Annotated in this window: 3 protein-coding genes; all 3 read right to left on the bottom strand. The window is 60.3% G+C overall.

All coding sequences use genetic code 11. From position 1 onward, the window contains the following. On the bottom strand, nt 1-832 hold an 832-nt coding region (locus GY725_11155; protein MCP4004743.1), incomplete at its 3' end, for a glutathione S-transferase family protein. 342 nt (nt 833-1174) lie between these two features. Beyond that, nucleotides 1175-1837: a 2-hydroxychromene-2-carboxylate isomerase gene (locus tag GY725_11150; GenBank protein ID MCP4004742.1), complete on the bottom strand. Its 663-nt coding sequence runs from the start codon at nt 1835-1837 to the stop codon at nt 1175-1177. Nucleotides 1838-2155: 318 nt separating this feature from the next. Next, entirely contained in the window at nt 2156-3163 is a 1008-nt protein-coding gene (locus tag GY725_11145; GenBank protein ID MCP4004741.1) for a methyltransferase domain-containing protein, read from the bottom strand. Between the last annotated feature and the right edge of the window lies 1 nt (nt 3164).

Genomic DNA, 3164 nt, shown 5'->3' with positions numbered 1-3164 from the left:
GTTGATAGTTCGCCCGCGCGTGTTCCAGCATGGGCCCGAGGGTTTCCGGAATCTCGTCACCTGGGAGGTAGGACGTTCCGGCTTCTTTGCCTTCGTAGATGCGAGCGACGAACGCGCGGAGCATTGCCTCGTTGTCTTGCGCCGCGAGCCAGGAGATCGGCAGCGGATCTTGAATGAAGTGGGCCTTCGCCGGACCCGCGAGTGCAAAGTCCGCCAGGCAGGCGCGGTCGCCGAGCAGGAAGTCGTGGGCGGCGAAGTGCTGCTTGAAGAGGTCCATCATCGTATCGAAATCCTGCTGCACCTCTTCGGCCTTGTCGGGCCCGGCCCCCTGGACATCGCAGGCGCCGAGCCCGAACGAATCGCGCATCACCTTGCCCATGCCAGCGACCTTCTCCGCTTCCTCGCTCGTCAAGTCGTCCTCGATGCTCTTGCCGAGGAGCATATTGACCCCGAAGTGTTTGCCCGCGTCCATGGCATTGTCGAGGTCGATCCAGCGCGAGTGAAGCGCGTGTCTCGGGAACCAGTGGTTCAGGTAGTCCTCGACGATGAAGGAGGCTGCTCGCTGAATGGGGGTTTCGGGGAGCACGGGCGCTTCGCGGAAGCGTGCACTCAACATGGGTCCGATGGCGATCGTGTCGTTCAAGAGCCAGCCGTCCGGGGTCTCGAGCAGTGGGATGAAACGAGTGCCTGCGCGCTTCTCCAGCTCCCCGCCGCCGCCGATCCCCTTGTACTTCCAGATATGGGGGATGTTCTGGTAGCGGAGCTGCGACTCGAGCTTGCGCGTGAACATGCTGAGCTCGGATCCGATGAGTGTGTATGTGCCGCGATACATTGGTTTTGTCCTCGTTCGGTTGCGGGCGAAAGACCAGGAAAAGGGGACGAGCGGAACGCAGGGCGCCTGTTCTCGAGCGTGTGCCGGAGCGATCCGTATCAGATCACGAGCTTCGCCAGCGATCGAGTAGATAGAAGGGTAGCAAGGTCAGCATCGCGACCTGGCGTTGCGCGTCGAAATCGTGGGGGACCGGCAGGACGCCGTTGCGTCTCGCGTAGTCGTAGTAATTCGAGAGCATCTGCTGCAGCTGGTGGGGAGGGCGGCTGCGAGGTCGGTTGTTTCGCCGGGATCCCTCGCAATGTCGTAGAGATGCCACTCTTCCTCTCACGCCCCTCGCCAGCCCTACCGGGTCTGTAGGCCTTCCTTCTTCAGTCGCCACAGCAACACATCCAGGCGGTCCTGACCGAAAAACGGCTCACCTCTAAACGCGCAGGTCGGCACACCCCAATGGCCCGCGTGATCATGGTCGGTCTGGTTGTTTTCGATGACCGATTCCAGCCGGTCTGCTTCGGCGACGATTCGCCGATCCATCTCCGCGAGATCAAGCTCAGCTCTCTGTGTCGCCTTTGCCAGATGATCGCCCTGATCCCATCCTTCGGTGCCGCCCCAGATGAGCGCCGACACTTCATCCGCAAACTCGATCCCACGCCCCATTTCCTCAGCTAGAGCACCAAGTCTGGAAAGGCGATGGATGTAGGGTTGCTCGGTCGCAGTCTGCCGCACGCCATCTTGATCGATCTGCTGTATGACCGGGTCGGGCTTTGGCCAGGCAAAGGGCAGCTCCAGAAACTCCGCGACACGAAAAACATCAGTCCCGAAATAGGAAAACCATTGCGGTTGCACCTGTTGAAAGAACTCAGGCATTCGTATCGCAATTGGATAGACAACCCGGAGGTTGACCTTCAACTGATACTGTTCCTGCCAGTCACGCAATCGCCTGGTCGCAAGATAGGACCACGGACTCCGAAAAGACCAGAAGACATCAATTTCCATCAGCTCACTCATTACATCCCCCTGCAGCTAGCCCATCGAGTACTGCCGGACCGCTTGCTCTTCAGATGCCGTCAGCATTACGAAACGCTCCTGCCAACTAGAACATCAAACCCGGCGTGCGATCCGTAAACCAGTAACCGGCGACAGACCCATGCACCGTGCCTGTAACGCGAGCAGACTACGTCTCCTCGCTCACCGGGACCGTCTAAGCCGAGTAGCCGCCGCCCCTGTACCAGGCGCGAACTCCGCGGCGTGGGGCGCCTGTGTACGACGCCCTGCGCCTGAAGCGGGAGCCCGATCCGCGCGTTCCCGCGAAACTGCGCGAGGGCGTCAGTGCTTCACTGCGACGATGCGCCAGTTCAGGTCGGCGATCTTGGCCTTCTCTGCGTCCGTCCAGGCTTGTCCCCCCTCCTGAAGTAGCTCAAGGGATTCCTCGACCCACGGAGGCAGGACTCTGATCGCTTCGAGCGCTCGGACCAGTTTTCGAGCCCTCAGGATCAGATTGCGCTTCTGTTCGCAAAGCGGCCAGGCTTCGCTCTTCGAAGGCGCCGAGACGAGAATCTCGAAGCCTGCTCTTTCCAATGCCGCGCAGACATCGGCGGGATACATCGACTGCGTGGCGGCCAGAGTCGGAAGGTACTTCTGGTGGAGCGCCACGTGCTCTTCGTCGTTCCAGTCGAAGTAGGGGCTGAGGAGATACTCCGAACAGGCGTAGCGCGCACCTGGCTTCAACACCCGGTACATCTCCAGCGCGTGGTCGAGTAGTTCCTCTTTCTTGAAGAAGGGCCAGACCGCCTGGAAGGAGAAACACCCGTCGAAGGATTCGGATTCGTAGTCGAGCGGCTCGTGGTGGTTTCCGACCTTGAAGTGAAGCCGATCGCTCATGCCGCACTCGGCTGCCCAGTCGATCGCGTTCTCGACCTGATTGGGGTCGATGTTGTAGCCCGAAACCTGGCCACCGGTCAGGGCGGCGAGATAGTGCGCGATCCGGCCCCGCCCGCATCCCATGTCGAGAAGGTGACTCATCTCGGGCTTCTCGAGTGCCAGTTCATTCAGAAGGGCTTGTTCGCACAGTAGCTGGTTGTCGTACAAGCCCTTTGAATCGTCCAGCATCGGGGGGATGTAGAGCTTCTCGAGGTCGAAGACCGAGAGCATGTTGTTGAGGACCTTGTAGTAGTCCGCAACCGCCTTCGTCTCGTCCTCGGTGCTGGTCTTCTCGCCCGCCTGCATGCGCTGGAAGAATTTGTACGCGTCGATGCAATCCTGCTTGTCCTGTTCGGATAGCGTCGCGAGTCGCTTCAACCCGATCAGCGCCGTCTTTGTCCTGTACCAATCCACT

Source organism: bacterium (genome assembly GCA_024226335.1).
Lineage (GTDB): Bacteria > Myxococcota_A > UBA9160 > SZUA-336 > SZUA-336 > JAAELY01.
The sequence above is the reverse complement of the archived record's forward strand: the minus strand, read 5'-3'. Positions and strand labels throughout refer to the sequence as shown.

Coding starts and splice junctions, on each gene's coding strand:
- GY725_11150 (MCP4004742.1), bottom strand. CDS start 1,837: ATGAGTGAGCTGATGGAAATTGATGTCTTCTGGTCTTTTCGGAGTCCG.